General features: G+C 62.0%; 12 protein-coding genes. 6 read left to right on the top strand and 6 right to left on the bottom strand.

The genetic code is table 11. The features are described 5' to 3' along the window. The first annotated feature begins 9 nt into the window (after window positions 1–9). The gene (gene pepN / locus OQ248_RS28245; RefSeq protein WP_265814916.1) at window positions 10–2,667 is read left to right on the top strand and encodes an aminopeptidase N; all 2,658 of its coding nucleotides are present in this window, start codon (window positions 10–12) and stop codon (window positions 2,665–2,667) included. Window positions 2,668–2,967: 300 nt separating this feature from the next. On the opposite strand, the gene katG is transcribed toward pepN, so the two are convergent. Continuing rightward, window positions 2,968–5,241 carry a catalase/peroxidase HPI gene (gene katG, locus OQ248_RS28240; RefSeq protein WP_265814915.1) on the bottom strand — a complete coding sequence of 758 codons (2,274 nt, stop codon included), beginning with the start codon at window positions 5,239–5,241 and terminating at the stop codon, window positions 2,968–2,970. A gap of 360 nt (window positions 5,242–5,601) precedes the next feature. Between katG and OQ248_RS28235 the strand changes: the two genes are divergently transcribed. Next, a complete protein-coding gene (locus tag OQ248_RS28235) occupies window positions 5,602–7,632 on the top strand; it encodes a TonB-dependent receptor (RefSeq protein WP_265814914.1) in 2,031 nt (676 codons plus the stop codon). Between the two features lie 92 nt (window positions 7,633–7,724). Here the strand turns inward: OQ248_RS28235 and OQ248_RS28230 are convergent, their stop codons facing one another. Then, complete coding sequence (locus tag OQ248_RS28230; RefSeq protein WP_265814913.1) at window positions 7,725–9,935, bottom strand: LTA synthase family protein; 2,211 nt, start codon at window positions 9,933–9,935, stop codon at window positions 7,725–7,727. Between OQ248_RS28230 and OQ248_RS28225 the strand changes: the two genes are divergently transcribed. The 3 genes from OQ248_RS28225 (at window position 9,906) to OQ248_RS28215 (ending at window position 11,535) form a co-directional block, all read left to right on the top strand. Further along, complete coding sequence (locus OQ248_RS28225) at window positions 9,906–10,253, top strand: hypothetical protein (protein ID WP_265815166.1); 348 nt, start codon at window positions 9,906–9,908, stop codon at window positions 10,251–10,253. The two genes, OQ248_RS28230 and OQ248_RS28225, sit on opposite strands and share 30 nt — an antisense overlap. A gap of 110 nt (window positions 10,254–10,363) precedes the next feature. Further along, complete coding sequence (locus OQ248_RS28220) at window positions 10,364–10,963, top strand: hypothetical protein (RefSeq protein ID WP_265814912.1); 600 nt, start codon at window positions 10,364–10,366, stop codon at window positions 10,961–10,963. A 50-nt stretch (window positions 10,964–11,013) separates the two neighbouring features. After that, window positions 11,014–11,535, top strand: coding sequence for a DUF2846 domain-containing protein (locus OQ248_RS28215; protein ID WP_265814911.1), 522 nt, complete (start codon window positions 11,014–11,016; stop codon window positions 11,533–11,535). 98 nt (window positions 11,536–11,633) lie between these two features. Here the strand turns inward: OQ248_RS28215 and OQ248_RS28210 are convergent, their stop codons facing one another. The 4 genes from OQ248_RS28210 to OQ248_RS28195 all read right to left on the bottom strand — a co-directional run bounded on the left by OQ248_RS28210 (window position 11,634) and on the right by OQ248_RS28195 (window position 15,142). After that, on the bottom strand, window positions 11,634–12,113 hold the full coding sequence (locus tag OQ248_RS28210; RefSeq protein ID WP_265814910.1) for a copper chaperone PCu(A)C: 480 nt from the start codon (window positions 12,111–12,113) through the stop codon (window positions 11,634–11,636). Next, on the bottom strand, window positions 12,113–12,718 hold the full coding sequence (locus tag OQ248_RS28205; protein WP_119426602.1) for an SCO family protein: 606 nt from the start codon (window positions 12,716–12,718) through the stop codon (window positions 12,113–12,115). Before OQ248_RS28205 ends, OQ248_RS28210 begins: the two co-directional genes overlap by 1 nt. Window positions 12,719–12,874: 156 nt before the next feature. Beyond that, complete coding sequence (gene adeC, locus OQ248_RS28200; protein ID WP_265814908.1) at window positions 12,875–14,287, bottom strand: AdeC/AdeK/OprM family multidrug efflux complex outer membrane factor; 1,413 nt, start codon at window positions 14,285–14,287, stop codon at window positions 12,875–12,877. 60 nt (window positions 14,288–14,347) lie between these two features. Further along, window positions 14,348–15,142: a helix-turn-helix transcriptional regulator gene (locus tag OQ248_RS28195; protein WP_085708573.1), complete on the bottom strand. Its 795-nt coding sequence runs from the start codon at window positions 15,140–15,142 to the stop codon at window positions 14,348–14,350. Window positions 15,143–15,633: 491 nt separating this feature from the next. Between OQ248_RS28195 and OQ248_RS28190 the strand changes: the two genes are divergently transcribed. Beyond that, window positions 15,634–22,044, top strand: coding sequence for a non-ribosomal peptide synthetase (locus tag OQ248_RS28190; protein ID WP_265814906.1), 6,411 nt, complete (start codon window positions 15,634–15,636; stop codon window positions 22,042–22,044). Window positions 22,045–22,141: the final 97 nt, after the last annotated feature.

Here is a 22,141-nt window from a genome sequence, read left to right as displayed (position 1 = left end):
GACTTCAGCATGCGCACCGAACAACCGAAGATGATTTACCTGAAGGACTATCAGGCGCCCGAGTACCTGATCGATGAAACACACCTGACCTTCGAGTTGTTCGAGGACCACAGTCTGGTCCACGCGCAACTGGTGATGCGCCGCAACCCGGCCCGTGGCCCGGGCCTGCCGCCGCTGGTGCTCGATGGCCAGCAGCTGGAATTGCTCTCGGTGACCCTGGCCGACCAGGAACTGAGCGCTGCCGACTACCAGTTGACCGAGAATCACCTGACCCTGCAGCCGAAGAGCGAAACCTTCACGGTCGACACCAGCGTCAGGATCCACCCGGAAACCAACACCGCGCTGGAAGGCCTGTACAAGTCCGGCACGATGTTCTGCACCCAGTGCGAGGCCGAAGGTTTCCGCAAGATCACCTATTACCTCGACCGCCCGGACGTGATGAGCAAGTTCACCACCACGGTGGTCGCCGAGCAGCACAGCTATCCGGTGCTGCTCTCCAACGGCAACCCGATCGCCAGCGGGCCCGGCGAAGACGGCCGGCACTGGGCGACCTGGGAAGACCCGTTCATGAAGCCGGCCTACCTGTTTGCGCTGGTGGCCGGTGACTTGTGGTGCGTTGAAGACAGCTTCACCACCATGACCGAGCGCAACGTGGCGCTGCGCATTTATGTCGAGCCGGAAAACATCGACAAGTGCCAGCACGCCATGAACAGTCTGAAGAAGTCGATGCGCTGGGACGAAGAGGTCTACGGTCGCGAGTACGATCTGGACATCTTCATGATCGTCGCCGTGAACGACTTCAACATGGGCGCCATGGAGAACAAGGGTCTCAACATCTTCAACTCCAGCGCCGTGCTGGCCCGCGCCGAAACCGCCACCGACGCTGCGCACCAGCGGGTCGAGGCAATCGTCGCCCACGAATACTTCCACAACTGGTCGGGCAACCGCGTGACCTGCCGCGACTGGTTCCAGTTGTCGCTCAAGGAAGGCTTCACCGTTTTCCGCGATGCCGGTTTCTCTTCCGACATGAACTCGGCCACGGTCAAGCGCATTCAGGACGTGGCGTACCTGCGTACCCACCAGTTCGCCGAAGATGCAGGTCCCATGGCCCACGCCGTGCGCCCGGACAGCTTCATCGAGATTTCCAACTTCTACACCCTGACCGTGTACGAAAAGGGCTCGGAAGTGGTCGGCATGATTCACACCCTGCTGGGCGCCGAAGGCTTCCGCAAGGGCAGCGACCTGTACTTCGAACGCCACGACGGCCAGGCCGTGACCTGCGACGACTTCATCAAGGCCATGGAAGATGCCAACGGCGTCGACCTGACCCAGTTCAAGCGCTGGTACAGCCAGGCAGGCACACCGCGACTGGCGGTGAGTGAGTCTTACGATGCCGCCGCGAAAACCTACAGCCTGACCTTCCGCCAGAGCTGCCCGGAAACCCCGGACAAGGTTGAAAAACTGCCGTTCGTGATCCCGGTGGAACTGGGCCTGCTCGACAGCCGGGGCAACGAGATTGCCTTGCGTCTGGCCGGCGAAGCCTCGGCCCAAGGCACGAGCCGGGTGATCTCGGTGACCGAAGCCGAACAGACTTTCACCTTCGTCGACATCGCCGAACAGCCGCTGCCGTCCTTGTTGCGTGGTTTCTCGGCACCGGTGAAACTGAGCTTCCCGTACAACCGTGATCAACTGATGTTCCTGATGCAGCACGACAGCGACGGTTTCAACCGCTGGGATGCCGGCCAGCAACTGTCGGTGCAGGTGTTGCAGGAACTGATCGGCCAGCAGCAGAAGGGCGAAAGCCTGGTGCTCGACCCGCGTCTGATTTCGGCCCTGCGCACCGTGCTGGCTGATCAGACGCTGGATCAGGCGATGGTCGCGGAAATGCTCTCGCTGCCAAGCGAAGCCTACCTGACCGAAATCAGCGAAGTGGCTGACGTGGACGCAATCCACACCGCCCGCGAGTTCGCCCGTCAGCAACTGGCGGACAACCTGTTCGAGGCCCTGTGGCAGCGTTATCAGGCCAACCGCGAACTGTCGAAAAAGACCCCGTACGTGGCCGAGGCCGAGCATTTCGCCCGTCGCGCGTTGCAGAACATTGCGCTGTCGTACCTGATGCTCAGCGGCAAGCCTGAAGTGCTGGCGGCAACGCTGGAGCAGTTCGACGCCTGTGACAACATGACCGAGCGCCTGACTGCGCTGGCGGTGCTGGTCAACTCGCCGTTCGACGCCGAGAAGGCCAAGGCCCTGGCCAGTTTCGCCGAGCACTTCAAGGACAATCCGCTGGTCATGGATCAGTGGTTCAGCGTGCAGGCCGGCAGCACCTTGCCGGGCGGTCTGGCGCGGGTCAAAGCGCTGATGCAGCACCCGGCGTTCAACATCAAGAACCCGAACAAGGTGCGTGCGCTGGTCGGTGCGTTCGCCGGGCAGAACCTGATCAACTTCCACGCGGCGGATGGCTCTGGCTATCGCTTCCTCGCGGATCTGGTGATCGAGCTGAACGGCTTCAACCCGCAGATCGCTTCGCGCCAACTGGCGCCGCTGACTCGCTGGCGTAAATACGACAGCGCTCGTCAGGCGCTGATGAAGGGGGAGTTGGAGCGGATTCTGGCATCGGGGCAGCTGTCCAGTGATGTGTATGAGGTTGTGAGCAAAAGCTTGGCTTGAGGGTGGTTGATTGGGGTTGGTCTTAAGGTGGTGTTTCAACTTTAGATCCAGCCCTCACCCTAACCCTCTCCCAAGGGGAGAGGGGACTGACCGAGTTGTTCTGTCGAGCAACATCGACCTGATCTGTTGAGTCGAACTCCAGTTCTGAAAACAACGGAGATCGACTCCCTTTCCCCCTCGCCCCCTTGGGGGAGAGGGCTGGGGTGAGGGGGTAAGATCTTCGCTTCATCACAGGATTTCAGTCGAACCGATAAAAACGCCGCTCAATGAGCGGCGTTTTTTGTGGGTGGTTAAAAAACCTTACTGGTGCAAATCAAACCGGTCCAGATCCATCACCTTCGCCCACGCGGCAACGAAGTCGTTGACGAACTGTTCCTTCGCATCGGAGCTGGCATACACCTCGGCCAGCGCCCGCAGTATCGCGTTGGAACCGAACACCAGATCGACCCGTGTGCCTGTCCATTTCACATTGCCGGTCTTGCGGTCGCGGCCTTCGAATTCATCCGCCGCCTTGGACGTCGGTTTCCATTCCACGCCCATGTCCAGCAGGTTGCGGAAGAAGTCGTTGGTCAGTACACCGGGCTTGTCGGTGAACACGCCGTGCTTCGTCTTGCCGACGTTGGTGTCCAGCACGCGCAGGCCGCCAACCAGTACGGTGAGTTCTGGCGCCGAAAGCGTCAGCAGTTGCGCCTTGTCGATCAGCAACGCTTCGGCCGGCACGCGATAGGTGCTGGCAGCGTAGTTGCGGAAGCCATCGGTGTGCGGTTCAAGGAAGCCGAACGACTCGACGTCGGTCTGCTCCTGAGTCGCATCGGTACGGCCGGGCGAGAAGGGCACCGTGACCGAATGGCCGGCGTTTTTCGCCGCCTGTTCGACCCCGGCATTGCCGGCGAGCACGATCAGGTCCGCCAGCGAGACTTTTTTGCCCGATGCGCCGGCGTTGAACTCGTTCTGAATGCTTTCGAGGGCTTTGAGCACCTTGTCCAGTTGCTCGGGCTGGTTGGCCTGCCAGAACCGTTGTGGTGCCAGACGCAGACGTCCGCCGTTGGCGCCGCCGCGTTTGTCTGAACCACGGAAGGTCGAAGCAGCAGCCCAGGCGGTGGAGACCAGTTCCGAAACGGACAGTCCCGACGCCAGCACTTTGCCTTTCAACGCCCTGATATCGCTGTCGTCGATCAGTGGATGGCTGGCCTCGGGAATCGGGTCTTGCCACAGCAGCTCTTCCTGCGGCATTTCCGGGCCGAGATAGCGTGACAGCGGGCCCATGTCGCGGTGGATCAGTTTGTACCAGGCCCGGGCGAAGGCATCGGCCAGTTGATCGGGATTGGCCAGGAAGCGCCGCGAAATCTTCTCGTAGGCCGGGTCGAAGCGCAGGGCCAGGTCAGAGGTGAGCATGGTCGGGTCGATGCGTTTGTTCGGGTCGTGGGCATGGGGAATGGTGCCGGCTCCGGCGCCGTTTTTCGGTTTCCACTGGTGGGCACCGGCCGGGCTTTTGGTCAGCTCCCACTCGAAGCCGAACAGGTTTTCCAGATAGTTATTGCTCCATTTGGTCGGGGTGGTGGTCCAGGTCACTTCCAGGCCGCTGGTGATGGTGTCCGCACCTTTGCCGCTGCCGAAGCTGTTTTTCCAGCCCAGGCCCTGAAGCTCAAGACCGGCGGCTTCCGGTTCCGGGCCAACGTTATCGGCCGGGCCGGCACCGTGGGTCTTGCCGAAGGCGTGGCCACCGGCGATCAGGGCGACGGTTTCCTCGTCGTTCATGGCCATGCGGCCGAAGGTTTCACGGATGTCCCGGGCCGAGGCCACCGGATCGGGATTACCCTCGGGGCCTTCCGGATTCACGTAGATCAGGCCCATCTGTACGGCGGCGAGCGGGTTTTCCAGGTTGCGTTCACCCTGATTGGTGCGGCTCTGTTCATGGCCATGCTCGGCCGGTTCGGCCACCAGCGTGCCGTCGCCCGGTTCCTGCATGGCTTCGGGGTGTTTGCCGTAACGGGTGTCACCGCCCAGCCAGGTGTTCTCCGAACCCCAGTACACATCTTCGTCCGGTTCCCATACATCGGGACGTCCGCCGGAGAATCCGAAAGTCTTGAAGCCCATGGATTCCAGCGCGACGTTGCCGGTGAGGACGATCAAGTCAGCCCAGGAAATGTTGCGGCCATATTTCTGTTTGATCGGCCACAGCAGGCGCCGGGCCTTGTCGAGGCTGACGTTGTCCGGCCAGCTGTTGAGCGGGGCAAAACGTTGCTGGCCGGAGCCGGCGCCGCCACGGCCGTCAGCGGTGCGATAAGTGCCGGCGCTGTGCCAGGCCATGCGGATGAAGAGCGGGCCGTAGTGGCCGAAGTCAGCGGGCCACCAGTCCTGGGAGTCGGTCATCAGCGCCGTCAGATCGCGTTTCAGGGCCTGGAAATCCAGGCTTTTGAAAGCCTTGGCGTAGTCGAAGTCCTTGCCCAGCGGATCGGAGGCGGGCGAGTGCTGGCTCAGGATTTTCAGGTTCAGTTGATTCGGCCACCAATCGCGGTTCGTCGTGCCACCGCCGGCGGCGTGATTGAACGGGCATTTCGATTCATTTGCCATGTTCGGGTCCTTATCAGGTCTTCTGCGGCCGGCTCGTGCCGACTTCGGATTAGTAAGGCTAGACCCGACTGGGCAGGTCAGCTAATAGGCCGACTATTGGTGGCTGATAGGCAAAGTCTTTTACCGCTGTCTGTTCAGGATTTTTTCGAAGAAACGCAGGACGTCCTTTCGCAAGCGGCGATGCTGCGTGCTGAAAGCCCCGTCCTTGAGCGGTTGTTGTATACATCGGGGAAGAATCATGATGGCCATTAGAAATGTTATTGTATAACATAAAAAATGATTTCATCTGATCGATGTCACTGACATGTCCGTGTGGCAGTGGCATCGGTCCCTTCCTTTCTGCCTTACGGAATATTAGAAATGTCAGCCCGTTTTCCCTCCTTTCCGCAAAGTCTGCTGGCCTCTGCGCTGCTGATCGCATCCCCCGCATTCGCTGCCGAACCCCTTGAACTGCAACCGCAAGTCATCACCGGTAATCCACTGGGCAGTCAGACCCTGGCTTCGCCCACGACCGTATTGAGCGGTGATGACCTGACGCTGCAGCAAAAGGGCAGCCTGGGCGAAACCCTGAACAAGCAGCCGGGCGTGTCGTCGTCCTACTTCGGGCCGGGTGCCAGTCGCCCGATCATTCGCGGACAGGATGGCGATCGCATCCGTATCCTGCGCAACGGCGTCGGTGCGCTGGACGCCTCGTCGCTGTCCTACGACCACGCGGTGCCGCTGGACCCGATCAACGTTGACCGCATCGAAATCGTCCGTGGCCCTGCCGCGTTGCTCTATGGCGGCAGCGCTATCGGCGGGGTCGTGAATACCTTCGACAACCGCATCCCGACCGAAGCCATCGACGGCATCCACGGTGCCGGCGAGCTGCGCTATGGCGGAGCCGACACCACCCGCAGCAGCTCCGGGAAGCTCGAGGCCGGCAACGGTCAGTTCGCCTTGCACCTGGACGCCAGCGCTCGCGAGTTCAACGACCTGAAAATCCCCGGCTACGCCAAAAGCAGCCGCGAACGAGCGGGGGACGATGGCGATTCCAGCAAGCATCGCCTGGCTAATAGCGACGGTCGCCAGGACGGTGGCGCGGTGGGCGGTTCGTACACCTGGGACGACGGGTACGCGGGGCTGTCTTACAGCAACTACGACTCCAACTACGGCTCGCCGGCCGAAGACGACGTGCGGATTCGCATGCAGCAGGAGCACTACGCGTTCGCCTCGGAAATCCGCAACCTCCAAGGGCCGTTCAGTTCGGTCAAGTTCGACGCCGGTTACACCGATTATCAGCATCGCGAAATCGAGGTCGGCGAGGTCGGCACCACGTTCAAGAACAAGGGTTACGAAGCGCGGGTCGAGGCTCGTCACCAGCCGTTGGGGCCGTTCAACGGGGTGATTGGCGCGCAGGTCAGCCGCAATGAGTTCTCGGCGCTGGGCGAAGAAGCCTTCGTGCCGCACACCGATACCAATGCCGGCGCACTGTTCATTCTGGAAGAGCTGCAAGCCACGGATCGCCTGCTGTTCACCCTCGGAGGTCGCCTGGAACACACCACGGTCGACCCGGACGCCAAAGGCAACGAGCGTTTCGCCAATGCCGACCGCTCCAGCAGTTTCACCGCCGGCAGCCTGTCGTCCGGGGCGGTCTACACGCTGACGCCGGTCTGGTCGGTTGCCGCCACGCTGGGCTACACCGAGCGGGCGCCGACGTTCTACGAGCTGTACGCCAATGGCGCCCACGTCGCCACCGGCACTTTCGAAGTCGGGGATGCGGGTCTGTCGAAAGAGAAAGCCGTTTCCAGCGATCTGGCCCTGCGTTTCGACAATGGCACGCACAAGGGCAGCGTCGGCGTGTTCTACAGCCACTTCTCCAATTACATCGGTCTGCTCGGCACCGGGCGCACGCTCAATGATGAAGGTGAAGAAGACGCCGCCGGCATTCCCGAATACGCCTATTCCGGTGTTCGTGCGCGCTTCAGCGGCATCGAAGCCCAGGATCGCTGGCAGCTCGGCGAGAGCGCCTACGGCAAGTTCGCGCTGGAACTGTCGGGCGACTACACCCGGGCCAAGAACCTCGACAACGGCCAGGATCTGCCGCGCATTGCGCCGCTGCGCTTGAACACCGGGCTGCTGTGGGAGCTGGATCGCTGGCAGGCGCGGATCGATGTGGAGCACGCCAGTTCCCAGCATCGGGTGCCGGACAATGAAAGCAGCACCGATGGCTACACCACGCTGGGTGCGAATGTGGGGTATCACTTCGACGTTGGCCAGAGCAAATGGCTGGCCTTCGTCAATGCCGAGAACCTGACCAACCAGACCGTGCGCTACGCCAGCTCGATCCTGCGCGACATTGCGCCGGCAGAAGGGCGAAGCATTCAGGTCGGCCTGCGCACTACGTTCTGATCATTCCCCGCGATCTTTCGCCAGCGTCCCGCGAACCGCGAACCGCGAACCGCGAACCGCGAACCGCGAACCGCGTGACGCTGGCGTCGGCATCAGCTCGATTGAGCGGTGTCGTCTTCCGGGAGTTCCTCCCGCAGATCCTGTTGCCCCGGCAGCTCGGTGATCACGCTGAAATCCGTGACCTCCACCGCACCCAGCCCATAACCCAGCAAGTGGAACGAGAAAGCCTTGCGCGGTTGCGGGTTGTCGAAGCTGAAATCCATTTCCAGCGGCTGGTCCGCCGTGGCGACCATTTCCGACGGCAGGCCCAGTTGCACGTCCTGCTCGAACTCCTTGGCCTTGAGCTGGATGTACGCCGCCTGTTGCGGGTCCATCGAACGCACGGTCAGGCGCACGCGGGTGTGCGAGCCCTTGGGCATTTCCAGATACTGCGCGCCGATCAGGTTGTCGGCCCAGTCATCCTTGATCTGCGCTTGCAGCGGGATGACGTTGTCGCTGCCGAACTGGTAGCGCTGGTTCAGCGGAGTGCGCAGCAGCGACAGGTCCAGTGCATCGGCGCGGGCCGCAATCTGCCGCGCATTCTGGCCGCTGGCATTGCCCTTGAAGGTGGCGCTTTCGGCAATGAAACCTTCGCTGGCATAAGCGCGGCAACGTCGCGGCATGTCGCATTCGGTCAGGATGCCGTGGCCGTCGTGGTAGCGCAGCTTGCCGTTGGTGAACGACATGATTTCGCGACCGGTGTCGTAGTCGCGAAACAGCGAACGGCCGCTCAGTGCAGCAGGCACCGGCAGTTCAAAGTAGTCGAGGATCGATGCGCTCAGATCGACATGCCCGTAGACCCCGGCGTTCAGGTGCGGCAACTGGGCCTGTTCCGGTGCGAGGGTCAGGTTGAAGCCCCAGGACGAGGCGAGCCGCACGCCATCGATGCCATGGGATTCGTCCGAGGTGATCACCACCAGCGTGTCTTTCAGCACGCCCTGACGTTCGAGGCCGCTGAGGAACTGGTCCAGGGCATCGTCCAGATAACCGACGGCGGCCTGTTTCGGCGTGTCGTAGCGTTGCAGGTAGTCTTCCGGCGCGGAGTAGGGCTGATGGGTGCCGACGGTCAGCAGGGTCAGCATCCAGGGTTTTTTCTGTTTCTTCAGTTGGCCGACGTAACCCAGTGCGCCTTCGAAGAAGGCCTTGTCGTCCTTGCCCCACGGGAATTCCAGGTAGTTGGCGTTGGTGAACCACTCCAGGCCATGGGTCGCATCGAAGCCGATGTGCGGCATGATCTTGTCTTTGGCCATGAAGCGCAGGCCGGCGCCTTGCAGGTAGTGAGTACTGAAACCGTGCTGGCGCAACTGAGCCGGCAGACAGGCCTGGTTGCGTTCGTTCTGGGTCAGCATTTCCACGCCTTTGGGCGTGCCGTTGTTGAGCTTGTCGTAATCGCCGCAAAGCATGGCGTACAGGCCGCGAATGGTCTGGTGCGTGTGCAGCACGTAGTCCGGCGTGTTCATGCCGCGCTCGGCCCAGCGACTGAGCTTGGGCATCAGGTCTTCCTGATAATGGCTGCCGACGGCCTCGCGATTGGCGCGGATGTAGGCGCCGGGAATGCCTTCGACGGTAACGATCAGCACGTTGCGCGCCTGGCCTTTAGCGGCCAGTAACGAGTGGCCGTTCAAGTCGAGGTCGGTGAGCCCGGCCATCGATGGCGCGGGTACTTCGCTGCCACCTTCCAGCCATTCTTCGGCCTGCATCTGCGCGTCGGCCACCTGCGCGGCGAGCAACTGATGCGGCAGGTTGTACAGACGCCATGGGTCGGCGTCGCTCGGCGAAAGATTCTGTGCGCCCCAATGGGCGGCGAACAGCAACACCGGTGCCGACCACATGGCGCGAGGCAGGGCCGGCGCCAGCGTTCCGCGGTTTGCCCACTGCGTCGCCAGCCACATCAACAGGCCCAGCAGCAATGCACCGGCCACTCCCGGATGGGCGAAGCCGCCGCCGGTTGAGTTCTCGACGAATTGCGGGTCGATCAGGTAATGCAGGTCCTGGGGGTTGGGCAGGCGCCCGACTGCACTGACCAGTTCCGCCGTCGCCACCGCCAGCAGACCCCAGAACAGCAGCACCGGCAGGGCCAGCCACCACGGCCTGCGGTGCAACAGAACCACCAGCAGGCTGCCGATGGCCAGGTCCGACAGATAACCGAACAGACTCGACCAACCGAGTGCCGCACGCAGGCATACCGGTACGATCAATACCAGAAAAACCAGAGAAAGAAGACGGGCGTCGGGGTGCCGAAGCCGTTGAAAAAGAGCGCTCACAAAAAGACCTTCCAGCCATCAAACCGTCATAAAAGTGTGCGCGATGATACCAAGGGTGGGCTGTCTGATCGCCTTTTTAAACGCATGGCTGATCCGGCGCCGAAAGCCAGTGTGCAGACCTGTGAATGGCTTGTAGCCCTGATCTGCGTTCCTGCGAGCGGCAGGGGCAGCAATTTCCGGGGGCAATGGAGCGGAGGGATGAATTGTTTCAGGCTGTTTAATGCGCCTTTGATTCATGTTCAGCCTTTCGACCAGCTGGTGGCAGCGAGCAAGTGGTCGATCATCCACAGAGCGCGGTCTTTGGGAGGGACAGATTGAAAGCTGAACGATTCAAGATTGTTTCTCCCAGGACGATACCTGTGACCTAAGAGCGCCGAATCGAGTGGATCGACGCTTCTCTTGAATCATTTGATCGTCATGGGAGCAACATGCTACGGAAAGTTTTCTGCAAGTTTGCCGGGTGGGGAGCGGTGCTGCTCGGCGTAGCGTTTTTGAACGGGTGCTCGACGGCGCGCTTTGACGGAAGCCGGGCGCCCGATCCTGCCAAGGCGTTGATCGTAGGTTCGATTACCGAAGGTTATCTCACGCAGCCCCATGGATTGATCGTCAATATCCGACAGCTTGAAGAGTCCGGTGCAAGCATCGAGTTGAGGACGCTCAACAATGACGACGATCGACGGTCGCGCAATCTGCTGGGCAATCTGTTCATGTACGAAGTGCCGCCCGGCCGGTATGAGTTTACCGACTGGCGCTATCAGTTCTACTTCGGCCGTGCCGTTGCACGCCCGTCTCCTGTCGTGTTCCACGTGAAGGCCGGGCAGACGCTCTACATCGGGGATCTGTACGCCAATTCCCTGACTTACTGCCTGTCCAACGTGAACAATGATGGCAAGACAGTAGAAGCCTTGAAGCACAAGTACCCGATGCTCGCAAAACGGACGATCACCAATCTGACCGCCGAAAGTGCTTTCGAGCCATGGCCCACCTCGGATGCCGAAGACAACGGCAAGGGACTCTGCAAGTTTTAAAGCGCTGTGCAACAGCGCTGTACGTGTTTTCGTTAAGGGGTTGAACCATCATGAAATGCTTTACGCTGATCCGGGCCTGTCTGCTCGCCACCCTGACTTTGCTGAACGGGTGCAGTACCGGGCCTGACCTCAAGGGCCAGCCGTTCTTCACGGCCCCTGATCCGGCGCAGCCGGATCAGGCAACGTTGTACTTTTACAGACCGACCGCGAGCGTCGCCTACTTTGTGACAGCCACCATTGAACTCAATGACAAAGTGGTCGGGGTTTTGCCGTCCGGGGGCTATTTCAAGACCCGCGTTCCTGCCGGTCGTTATCGAGTCGAGTCGACGTCGCCCTCGATAGGCAGTGGCAAAGCGGACTCGCGTTTTGATCTCGATGTTGAAAACGGCAAGGTCTATTTCATCGCTGATCAGACCAGTCCGTCGGCGTTCAATGATGCTCATACGGTCGGGGAGGTGAGTGACGCTTACTATTCGGGCGCCCATTATTTTTTCCGCTATGCACTCCTGCCGCAGGAGCAGGCGCTGCGTACGATCAAGTGGTGTCAGCAGGTGCCTGAAGTGGCCCGATGAGGCCTGACGGGCGCTTTCACCGAGGTCGTCCTGAAAGAAAACGGGGCGGCATGATCGTCGATCATGCCGCCCCGTTTTTTTGTTACCGAAAAGTCAGATCAATGCATCTTGCTGTGATCGTGGCCTTCCATGTTGGTCAGCGAGCGCACCGGCGCCTGCACTTCAATGGCCTGTTTTTCGCCCTTGGCGTTTTCCACGGTCAGGGTCAGCGGCACGGTGTCGCCTTCCTTCAGTTGACCATTCAGGCCCATCAGCATCACGTGGTAGCCGTTCGGATCGAGCTTCACAGCCTTGCCGGCCGGCAGGTCGACCGAGTTGACCGGGCCCATGCTCATCACGTCGTTCTTCATGGTCATTTCGTGAATCTGCACGTTCTTGGCCACGGGCGATGCAACACTGAGCAGCTTGCTGTCGCTGTCGGCGGTGACGGTCATGAACGCGCCGCTGGCCGACTGGCTTGGTACGGTTGCACGGACCCAGGCGTCATCGACCGTGGTCTGCGCCGAAACCTGGAAGGCCAGGCCCAGCAGGGACAGGCCCAGTGCGGCACGTTTGATGTTGTTCAGGAAAGGGTTCATCAGCAGACCTCCATGACGGTTTGCAAATCTTCCGTACACTCTTGTGCAGAAAGCGATTGGGACAGACCCACGCGCAGGTTGCCGCGGGTGTCGTAGACATAACTGGTAGACGTGTGCGACAGGGTGTAGGTGTCGCCGGCAGGGACTTTTTCGTAGAAGACGTCGAATTCCTTGGCGGTGGCCTTGGTTTCCTCGAGGGTGCCGTAGAGGGCGACGAAGCTCGGGTCGAAGGTCTTGACGTAGGCGTCGAGGATTTCGGGCGTGTCGCGCTCCGGGTCGAGGGTGATGAACACCACTTGCAGGATGTCGCCATCCTTGCCCATCAGCTTCTTGATTTTCGCCGCGCGGGCCAGGGTCGTCGGGCAGACGGCCGGGCATTGGGTGAAACCGAAGAAAATCATCGGCATCAGGCCGCGAAAGCTCGACAGCGTCACGGTGTTGCCTTCGGTGTCCTTGAGCTTGAAGGTGCGTCCGAGGATCTTGTCGCTCAGATCCTTGCCGTACTTGTACGACAGTTGGCCACGGGTGTCGCAGCCGGCGAGCAGGCCCAGACCGAGCACGCCCATTCCCGCAAGCACCTTGCGGCGAGTCAACAAAGCCGTCATCTAATACCGCCTTTTGCAGCCCGCCGGTCAGCAAGACAGGCGGGGGGTTAACCGTAAAAGCGGCGCATGATACCAAAATGAACCGGCAGGTCGGTTTTTGATCACCGACGGATGTCAGATCTGGCGACAAAAGGTGTAAGAAAACATGACCTGCGGTTATTGCGGCGACGGTTCGACCGGGCTCCAGCTACCGCCCAGTGCGGTGTACAGGTTCACTTGCGCCACCAGTTGCGCCAACCGGTCGGAGATCAGACCTTGCTGCGAACTGAACAGCGAACGCTGGGCATCGAGAAACGTCAGGCTGCTGTCGACACCGGTCCGGTAACGGTGCTGCGCCATGTCGTAATAGTCCTGGGTGGCTTGCACCAGATCGCGCTGGGCCTGTAGCTGTTGCTGATAGGTCTCCCGTGCGGCGAGACCGTCGGACACTTCCTGGAAGGCGGTCTGAATGGTCTTTTCGTATTCGGCGACGGTGATGTCCTTCTGCAACTTCGCGTAATCGAGGCTGGCGCGCAGGCTGCCGGCGTTGAAGATCGGCAGGTTGATCTGCGGCTGGAAGGTCCAGGCACCGGAGCCGCCCTTGAACAGCCCCGACAGGTCCCGACTCGATGTGCCGGCATTGGCGGTCAGGCTGACACTGGGGAAAAACGCCGCCCGGGCTGCGCCGATATTGGCGTTGGCAGCCTTGAGCTTGTATTCGGCCTGAAGAATGTCCGGCCGGCGTTGCAGCAGGTCCGACGGCAACCCGGCCGGCACTTGCGCCACCAGATCACTGGCCAGTGGTCGTGCCGGCAGCGTTTCCGGAACCGGCGCACCAACCAGCAAGGTCAGGCTGTTCAAGTCCTGGGCGACCTGGCGTTGATAGCGGGCAAGACTGGCACGGGTGCTGTCGACGCTGGTCTGCGCCTGGATCTGATCCAGCGCCGAAGATTTGCCAGCCTCGCGGTTGCGGGTGGTCAGGTGCAGGCTTTTCTCGTCAGCGGCCAGGGTTTCCTGGGCCAGGGCCAGCAACTCCTGGTCGGCGCGCCAGGTCAGGTAGGCATTGGCGACATTGGCCACCAGGCTCAGTTGCGCGCTGCGCCGGGCTTCTTCGGTGGCCAGCCAGCTCATCAAGGCCTGTTCGCTGAGGCTGCGGACCCGGCCGAAGAAGTCCAGCTCGTAGGCACTGATGCCGAGGTTCGCCGAGTAGGTCGAGGTGATCGCCGCTTTGGTTTTGGTCACGCTCGCCGGCACCCGTTGGCGCAGCTCATTGGCATTGGCTGAAACCGCCGGCAGCAGATCGGCGCGTTGAATGCGGTACTGCGCCTGGAATGCTTCGACGTTCAGCGCGGCCACCCGCAAGTCGCGGTTATTGACCAGTGCGCTTTCGATCAACTGCTGTAACGCCGGGTCATTGAACAGCCCGCGCCAGTCCTCGACAGCGGTCGTGGTCCGGGTTGGCGCAGGGTAGGCGGGGCCTTTTGGATACTGCGCCGCGCTGGGTGACGCCGGGCGCTGGTAATCGGGAATCAGCGAGCAGCCGCCCATCAGCAACGCCATGGACAGCAGGGAGATCGGCAACCTGGACATCAAACAGCCTCGTTCACAAATAGGAGTGGGCGCGAAGGCCCGTGATGAGAAAACGCCGGATCAGGCCCCGGCCATCCATTTCGCCAGACCGTGACGCCCGCTGACCCCGAGTTTGGCCGCCGCGCGCTTGAGGTAGGTCTCGATCGAGCTGTTCTTGACCCGCAACCGTTCGGCCATCTGCGGCACGGTGCCGCCGGTCAGCAGGCCCAGGCAGACTTCCTTCTCGCGTACTGACAGGGTGATGTCGCCCAGTGCCAGGCGCTCGTCGAACACCTGTTGCAACGGTGTCTGCTCCTGATCGGCCTGAAGTGGGCGCGGTTGTCGGGCGATGATTTGCCGACGGATCTGCGCGTGACGCTCGATCAATGGCAACAAGGTGTCGGACAGGCTTTTGAGAAACGACAGCTCCGGCAGGGAAAACACCCGGTGCGTGTGAGGGCGGCAGAACGAGATGACACAGCGGCGGTTGGAGGTGCGTGACACCAGATTGCACTGGTGGACGCTATGGTGCGGGTGTCGTTGCTGCAGCGAGGCCTTGAGTTGAATCAGCAGCGAGTCATTCATCTCGATCATCTTCTGCAACAGCGGATGATCGTCCTGACATTGCAGCGGGTCCGGGGGCGGGAAGGTATCCGGCAAACCGGCGCTGCCCAGGGCCTTGATCTCGACCACGCTGGCCTCGCGCTCGTCGAGTGTCCATTCGCTGAGATCCACCCGGTTGACCGGCACCAGGGTGTCGACCAACTGAAACATGTTGGAGGCGAATCGTTCGTTCCCCGTACTGGCGATCAATTCGCCCAGTTGCCAGTAGAAGTGCGGGTTTTCCATGTTGCGAAGACTGCCGGTCAGATTCATATCCTTGTCATCCCTGATTTAAAGCCATTGCCGAATCATCTGCCGTGCATACACCTGTGAAACCGCCAACCAGCGTTTCTCCTTGAAATCGATCTGGAGCGGGATTTAAGCCTATGCATTTGTCCTACGTCTGTAGGGGAAAACGGGGACACAAAGTGCCACTAATTCCGAAAAAATGGCGTCACGTTTCTGTCAGATCAATGTGTAAGGACTCGTAGTCCGTGACTGTACGGTCTAGTCGGAACCCCGAGATCCGGGGCTCGGACCGCCGCGTCCCACATTTGCGAGGCGCTGGTCGGTAACAGCGTGTGGCGATTGTCCTACAGGATTTTCAGCCATTTCTTTCCGAACTTTCGGGGGAATAACTGACTTGTCCGGGGCTGGCGCCCCTCGGGGCGGGGCAAAGAGGGGGGAGTTGTCCGGGTTTCACGTGTCATGCGGGTTTCGGGGCCGATGCTTGAATACGCGCCAAATCACATGAGACGGATCTTATGAACCAATTTGCTGCCGATGCGGCGGACGGTCTGTCCGCGATTTCCGAAGCCTTCCCGCTGACCGCTGCCCAGCGTGACATCTGGCTCGATCAACTGCGTCAGGGGGATTCGCCGGTGTACAACATCGGTGGTTATGTCGAGATGACCGGTGTCCTTGATCCCGCGTTGATGCACGCGTCCCTTGAAGGCCTCGTGGCCCGGCATGACGCCCTGCGCACCAGTCTGTTGCTGGGTGCCGGTGAGCACGGTCTGCCGTTGCAGCGTTTTGCGCCATCGATGCCGGTGCCGATGCCGTTCCATGACTTCAGTGCCCATCCCGAGCCCGAGGCTGCGGCGCGCCGGTTGACCCAGGAGCGCATCGAACAGCCGTTCACGCTGGACGGCGGGCCGCTGTTCCGTTTCTGCCTGATCCGTCTCGATGACCGCTGCCATTGGTTTTCGCTCCAGGCCCATCACCTGATTGTCGATGGCTGGGGCTTTGGCGAAATGCTCAAGTCCCTCGACGAAATCTACAACGCCCTGGCGCTCGGGCAACGGCCGCCCGACTCGGCGCCGTCCTATGTCGACTTCATTCATGACGACGCACGGTATTACGAGTCCGCCCGTTATGCGCGTGACCGTGCGTACTGGCTGGACAAATACCGGCATCTTCCCGAGCCGCTGTTGTTGCCGCGCTACCAGGAACGCTTTGCCGGCGCGACAGCACCGACGCGGATTTTCTCGCAGGTCTTTCCGGCCAGCCTTCACGACCGTATGAAGCAGGTGGCCGCAGAGTACGGGGCTTCGGCGCTGCACTTCCTGCTGGCGGCGATGCATGTGTACTTCAGCCGCATCGGCCAGCGTGATGAATGGGTGGTGGGCTTGCCGTTGCTCAATCGCTCCGGGGCCCGTTTCAAGTCGACACTGGGGCTGTTCACCCAGGTCAGCGCCGTGCGCATGGGGTTCGGGCGCGAGCAGGCGTTCGGTGCGCTGGTCAAGGCCGTGCGCGATGAGCTGAAACAGGATTTCCGCCATCAGCGTTTTCCCCTGAGTGAGATGAACCGTGCGCTGGGTCTGCTTCGCGAGGATCGTTCACAGCTGTTCGAAGTGACCGTCTCCTACGAGCGGGACGCCCATGAGTACCGGTACGGAGAGGCCCGGGGGCGGGTGGTCAAAGTGTCCAACCATGAAGAGGGCACGCCGCTGTCCGTGCACCTGTTGAGCAGCCGTGGCGACGAAGAGGACAGTTTGTACCTGGTGTACAACGAGGCCTACTTTGACGCGGATGAAATCGCGGCGCTGTGCGGCCGATTGCTGTGGGTGCTGGAGCAGGGGCTTGAAGACACCTCGCTTCTGGTTGGGAATTTCAGTCTGAACCTGCCGGCCGAGTCGATCTTGCTGCAAGAGTGGAATGACACCCGCGCCGATTACCCCGACGGGCTGACCCTCCATCAGCGCATCGAAGCGCAAGCGGCGATGCGGCCGGATGCGGTGGCTGCAGAATCCCAGGGACAACGGCTGACCTATGCCCAACTGAACCGAAAGGCCAACGCCCTGGCCCATCATTTGATCGGGCTGGGTGTGCAACCCGATGAACGTGTGGCGCTGGTCGCCCGTCGAGGGCTGGACACGCTGGTCGCGCTGCTGGCAATCCTCAAGTCCGGCGCCGGTTATGTGCCGGTCGATCCGGCCCATCCTGCAGAACGTTTGAGCTACTTATTGAGCGACAGTGCGCCGGTCGTGGTCCTGACCCAGAGCAATCTGCGTGAACGTCTGCCGGTGCTGAATGTGCCGCTGATCGACATCGACTCGCGGACCTGGCCGGTCAACGATCTCAACCCCGACGTCTCGGGCCTGACCACCGCGCATCTGGCCTACGTGATCTACACCTCCGGTTCCACCGGCCAGCCCAAAGGCGTGATGGTCGAACATCGGACCCTGTCGAATCTGGTGGACTGGCATTGCACGGCTTTCGACCTGGGCGCAGGTGGCCACACCTCGAGCCTGGCCGGCTTCGGTTTCGACGCCATGGCCTGGGAAGTCTGGCCCGCACTGTGTGTCGGCGCGACCCTGCACCTGGCGCCGTCCCGTGACGGCGGCGAAGATATCGATGCGCTGCTCGACTGGTGGCGCGCGCAACCGCTGGACGTGAGTTTCCTGCCAACGCCGATTGCCGAATACGCCTTCAGCCGCCACCTCGAACATCCGACTTTGCGCACGCTGCTGATCGGCGGTGATCGCCTGCGCCAGTTCAATCGCGAGCAAACGTTCGAGGTGATCAACAACTACGGCCCGACCGAAGCGACGGTGGTCGCCACCTCGGGTCGCATCGAACCGGGCCGGACGCTGCACATCGGCAAACCCGTGAGCAACGCCACGACCTATCTGCTGGATGACCGACAGCGACCGGTGCCGATTGGCGTGGTCGGTGAGCTCTACGTCGGTGGTGCCGGGGTGGCGCGGGGTTACTTCAACCGGCCGGAACTGACCGCCGAACGCTTTCTCGACGATCCGTTCAGCGGCCAGCCCAACGCGCGGATGTACCGCACCGGCGACCTCGCACGCTGGCGCCAGGACGGCAATATCGAATATCTGGGCCGCAACGACGATCAGGTGAAAATCCGTGGCGTACGCATCGAGCCCGGCGAAATCGAAGCCGCGTTGAGCAGTCATGAATCCGTGCGTGATGCGGTGGTGCAGGTGCGCGACGGGCAGTTGCTGGCCTGGTTCACCGAACACCAGCCGCTGGACATCACGCAGCTGCATGCCCATCTGCAAACCCGTCTGCCGAGCGCGATGCTGCCTTCGGCCTACGTGCGTTTGGAGGTTTTGCCGCTGACAGCCAACGGCAAACTGGATCGCCAGGCGTTGCCGGCTCCGGGGCCGGAGGCGTTGATCCGCCGCGAATACGAAGCTCCGCAAGGCGACGTCGAAATCCTCCTGGCGCAGATCTGGGCCGAGATACTGCAAGTCGAACGGGTAGGGCGTCACGATCACTTCTTCGAGCTGGGCGGGCATTCGTTGCTGGCGGTCAACCTGATCGAGCGCATGCGTCAGCTCGGCATGAGCAGCGACGTGCGCGTGCTGTTCGGCCAGCCGACGCTTGCGGCGCTGGCCGCGTCGGTGGGCTCTGGCCGCGAAGTTGAAGTGCCGGCCAACCGCATTCCGCCGGGTTGCACGCGGATCACCCCGGATCTGTTGCCGTTGGTCGAGCTGGATCAAACCACCCTCGACCTGATCATCGCCACCGTGCCGGGTGGCGCAGCCAACGTGCAGGACATTTATCCGCTGGCGCCGTTGCAGGAAGGCATCCTTTATCACCACATCACCGCCGCCCAGGGCGATCCGTACCTGCTGCAATCGCAGCTGGCGTTCGACAGCGTCGAGCGGGTCGAGGCCTATGCGGCCGCGTTGCGTCAGGTCATGGCGCGGCACGACATCCTGCGCACTGCGGTGGTCTGGGAAGGCTTGACCACGCCGGTGCAGGTGGTCTGGCGCCAGGCTGAATTGCCAGTGCAGGAAATCATGCTCGACCCGGCCGAGGGCGATGTCCTCGCGCAACTGCATGAGCGCTTCGATGCCCGGCGTTATCGCATCGACGTCAGTCAGGCGCCGCTGATCCGGCTGATGTATGCCCGCGATCCGGCCCACGGGCGGATCGTGGCGATTCTGTTGTTCCATCACCTGGCGCTGGATCACATCGCCCTGGAAGTCCTGCGCCATGAAATGCGCGCCAACCTGTTGGGGCTGAGTGAACCGTTGCCGCCGGCGGTGCCGTATCGCAATTACGTGGCCCAGACCCGGCTCGGTGTCAGCGAACAGGAACATGAAGCGTTCTTCCGCGAGATGCTCGCCGACATCGACGAGCCGACCCTGCCGTTCGGTTTGCAGGACGTGCAGGGCGACGGTCGCGGTATCGACGAAGCCGTGCGAACCCTTGCACCAGAACTGGACCGCCGCTTGCGCCTTCAGGCGCGGCAGGCAGGCGTCAGCGTAGCCAGCCTGATTCACCTGGCCTGGGCGCAGGTGCTGGCAGCGACCTCGGGACAGGAACACGTGGTGTTCGGCAGCGTGTTCATGGGCCGCATGCAGGGCGGTGAGGGCGCGGACCGGGCGCTCGGGGTGTTCATCAACACCCTGCCATTGCGAGTGGACATGGACCGGGGTGTGCGTGATGCCGTGTTGCTGACCCACGCCCGACTGACCGACCTGCTCGGGCACGAACATGCGTCACTGGCGCTGGCCCAGCGTTGCAGCGGCGTTGCGTCACCGGCACCGCTGTTCAGTGCGTTGCTCAACTATCGGCACACCGACCTTGAGGTGCAGGAATCGACTGCGGATCCGGCCTGGCAAGGTATCCAGACCCTGGACAACGAAGAGCGCACCAACTACCCGCTGACCTTGAGCGTCGATGATCTGGGCAGCGCCTTGCAGATCACCACGCGAACCCTGATCAGCATCGGCGCCCGGCGTATCGGCGACTACGTACAGACCGCGTTGCAGGCACTGGTCGATGCGCTGGAGCAAACCCCGCAACAGCCGCTGAATCGCTTGTCGATCCTGCCGGCGGCGGAGCTTGAACAACTGCTGGTCGAGTTCAATGCCAGCGAAGTCGATTGCCCGATGGATCAACCGCTGCAGACCTTGTTCGAGCAGCAAGCGCAACGCCGACCCGACGCCATCGCCTTGCAGGCCGGGGATCAACAGCTGACGTACCGCCAGCTGAATGAGCAGGCCAACCGCTTGGCGCATCATCTACGGGAGCAAGGTGTGCAACCGGATTCCCGGGTGGCGATCTGCGTCGAACGCAGCCTGGATCTGATCGTCGGCCTGCTCGGCATTCTCAAGGCGGGCGGCGCGTATGTGCCACTGGACCCCGACTATCCGCTGGAACGCCTGCATTACATGTTGCAAGACAGCGCCCCGGTGGCGGTGCTGGTGCACGAGGCCACCCGCAATCTGCTGGCTGATCCAGGTGTGCCGGTCATCGATTTCGACCGTTGCACCTGGCAGCACGCGTCCGCCGACAACCTGCAAGTTCCGGGTTTGAGCGCTGCGAACCTGGCCTACATGATCTACACCTCCGGTTCCACCGGCACGCCGAAGGGCGTGATGATCGAGCATCGAAGCGCTTGCAACATGGTGCACTGGGGCTCGCAGATCAGCCCGCCGACCGGGCACGGCGCGCTGTTGCAGAAGGCGCCGTTCAGCTTCGACAGTTCGGTGTGGGAGATTTTCTGGCCGCTGTGTTCCGGTCTGCGGCTGGTGCTGGCGCGTCCCGACGGCAATCGCGATTCGGCCTATGTGACCCAGGTGATTCGCCAACGGCAGATCACCGTGGTCAAGTTCGTGCCGGCGCTGCTGCAACAGTTCATCGAGCAGGACGATGTCAGCCAGTGCACCAGCCTGACCGACGTGCTCAACGGTGGCGGTGAACTGACGGCCGCACTGGCCCGGCGCGTCCGCGAGCGCCTGCCGTGGGTGCGTCTGCATAACGTTTACGGGCCGACCGAAACCACGGTCGACAGCACCGGCTGGACGCTGGAACCGGATCAACCGCTGCCGGAAACCGTGGTGCCAATCGGCAAGGTGTTGAGCAACACCCGGCTCTATGTGCTGGACGCTCACGATCAGCCGGTGCCGTTCGGCGTCAGCGGTCACTTGCACATCGGCGGGGTCGGAGTCGCGCGGGGTTACCTGGGACTGCCGGACATGCAGGCCGAGCGCTTCATCGACAGCCCGTTCGTGGCCGGTGATCGCCTGTACCGCACCGGCGATCTGGTGCGCTACCGGGCGGACGGCAACCTCGAATTCCTCGGGCGCAATGACTTCCAGGTCAAGCTGCGTGGCCTGCGTCTGGAGCCGGGTGAAATCGAAGCGCGGCTGATCGAGCATCCGGCCGTGCGTGAAGCCGTGGTGCTGGTCCGCGACGAACGCCTGGTGGCGTATTTCACCGTCCGCGAAGGCTTCGACGCGCCACGTATCGAAAGCTTGCGCGCCCACGTGCTGGAGCGCTTGCCGGAGTACATGGCGCCGGGCGCCTACGTGAAGCTCGATGCGTTGCCCCTGACCCCCAACGACAAGGTCGACCGCAAAGCCTTGCCGGCACCGGGGGCAGAAGCGGTGCTCAGTCGCCGCTACGAGGCGCCCGAGGGCGAGGTCGAGATCAGGCTGGCGCAGATCTGGGCCGAGGTGCTGCAACTGGAGCAGGTCGGACGTAACGATCACTTCTTCGAACTCGGCGGGCATTCGTTGCTGGCGGTCAGTCTGGTGGCGCGCATGCGTCAGGCCGGGCTGCACGTCGATGCCCGCACGCTGTTCAGTCAGCCGACCCTGGCGGCGCTGGCGGCCCAGACTTCGGCGCAGGCCAAGCAGGTTGAAGTCCCGCAAACCACCATACCGACGCTCAACCGCAAACGCCGGCTCTGAGCCGACATCGGCGTCGATTCGCGGTTCCCGCGGATCGACGCCATGACTGGCCGGTCACGGGGCTTGTCCCCGCTTCCCATGTCAGACACCCAAGCCC

The organism is Pseudomonas sp. COW5, assembly GCF_026240005.1.
Taxonomy (GTDB): Bacteria; Pseudomonadota; Gammaproteobacteria; order Pseudomonadales; family Pseudomonadaceae; genus Aquipseudomonas; species Aquipseudomonas kribbensis.
Note: the sequence above shows the minus strand (reverse complement) of the source record. Positions and strands in the feature narration are given on the sequence as shown.

Excerpts from the sequence above, each read along its gene's own strand:
- katG (WP_265814915.1), bottom strand. The coding sequence starts at position 5,241 with ATGGCAAATGAATCGAAATGCCCGTTCAATCACGCCGCCGGCGGTGGC.
- OQ248_RS28205 (WP_119426602.1), bottom strand. The coding sequence starts at position 12,718 with ATGACGGCTTTGTTGACTCGCCGCAAGGTGCTTGCGGGAATGGGCGTG.
- OQ248_RS28190 (WP_265814906.1), top strand. The coding sequence starts at position 15,634 with ATGAACCAATTTGCTGCCGATGCGGCGGACGGTCTGTCCGCGATTTCC.
- pepN (WP_265814916.1), top strand. The coding sequence starts at position 10 with ATGCGCACCGAACAACCGAAGATGATTTACCTGAAGGACTATCAGGCG.
- OQ248_RS28220 (WP_265814912.1), top strand. The coding sequence starts at position 10,364 with ATGCTACGGAAAGTTTTCTGCAAGTTTGCCGGGTGGGGAGCGGTGCTG.
- OQ248_RS28215 (WP_265814911.1), top strand. The coding sequence starts at position 11,014 with ATGAAATGCTTTACGCTGATCCGGGCCTGTCTGCTCGCCACCCTGACT.
- OQ248_RS28235 (WP_265814914.1), top strand. The coding sequence starts at position 5,602 with ATGTCAGCCCGTTTTCCCTCCTTTCCGCAAAGTCTGCTGGCCTCTGCG.
- OQ248_RS28210 (WP_265814910.1), bottom strand. The coding sequence starts at position 12,113 with ATGAACCCTTTCCTGAACAACATCAAACGTGCCGCACTGGGCCTGTCC.
- adeC (WP_265814908.1), bottom strand. The coding sequence starts at position 14,287 with ATGTCCAGGTTGCCGATCTCCCTGCTGTCCATGGCGTTGCTGATGGGC.
- OQ248_RS28195 (WP_085708573.1), bottom strand. The coding sequence starts at position 15,142 with ATGAATCTGACCGGCAGTCTTCGCAACATGGAAAACCCGCACTTCTAC.